The organism is Metalysinibacillus jejuensis, from assembly GCF_003057615.1.
In the GTDB taxonomy this organism is placed as follows: Bacteria; Bacillota; Bacilli; order Bacillales_A; family Planococcaceae; genus Metalysinibacillus; species Metalysinibacillus jejuensis.
In genome coordinates this window covers 1-853 of the sequence record NZ_QAFW01000141.1, presented here as the reverse complement: position 1 = coordinate 853, position 853 = coordinate 1, and the positions used below count along the sequence as shown (strand labels likewise).

2 protein-coding genes are annotated in these 853 nt (G+C 38.6%); both read right to left on the bottom strand.

Translation table 11 applies throughout. The features are described from left to right. Positions 1-114, bottom strand: a 114-nt coding sequence (locus DDE80_RS14485; RefSeq protein ID WP_153060878.1) for a helix-turn-helix domain-containing protein, incomplete at its 3' end; no start/stop codon positions are given. Positions 115-337: 223 nt separating this feature from the next. Continuing rightward, positions 338-853 (bottom strand): RNA-guided endonuclease InsQ/TnpB family protein (locus DDE80_RS14480; RefSeq protein ID WP_153060920.1); only part of this gene is annotated, 516 nt, incomplete at its 5' end.

The window sequence follows — 853 nt, the reverse complement described above, 5'->3', positions numbered from 1 at the left end:
CGCAAGCATCTTATTGTAGACAAGACGAACACAACCAAATGTTTTGGCTAATAATACTGCCTGTTCTCTGTTTGGTAGTAAACGGAATTTGAAAGCTTTGTTTTGTTTAGTCATATCAATTCACCTCGCTTTATACGGAATAATATCGTATATATTGATTGTATCGTAGAAATACCGTACAATCAAGTGAGAGGTGATAATTTTGAAAGATAGTGAACTACCCACCACTTATTGACCTTGCGGTCTAATTGAAGTGGGGGCTTCTCGACTTATCGTTGCTTTTACTAGCCAACGAAAACTGACCGAGCTAACCCTCTTGTTCCAAGAGTTTTTGTTTCTATGTTAATGCCAATAGGCGAATGCCTTCATTTTTGATATTGATGGCTGAATTATAGTCACGATATGCCACATACCCACATGAACAACGGTAAGTACGTTCAGATAGCTTCATAGGTTTTTCTGCACCACAGCAAGAACATTTTTTAGTCGAAGGGAACCATTTATCAATTTTCACAAGCTGTTTCCCTTGTTCTTTTAGCTTGTACGATAAGAATGTAGTGAACATGCCCCAACCATTGTCGTGAACGCTTTTACCAAAGTGAAGGGCTTGAGACATTCCTTTCATGTCCAAGTCCTCGATGATAACAGCGTCATAGGTTGTTGCTAATTCTTTTGATTGATGGTGTAGAAAGTTCTTACGTTGATTGGCTGTTTTTTCTTGTAGTTCAGCCACTTTCAAACGTTGTTTTTCCCAACGTGCAGAACCTTTCTTTCTACGAGATAGGATGCGTTGTTCTTTTGCTAATTTGTCTAATGATTGTCGATAAAAACGTGGGTAATTGGCTTTCTCACC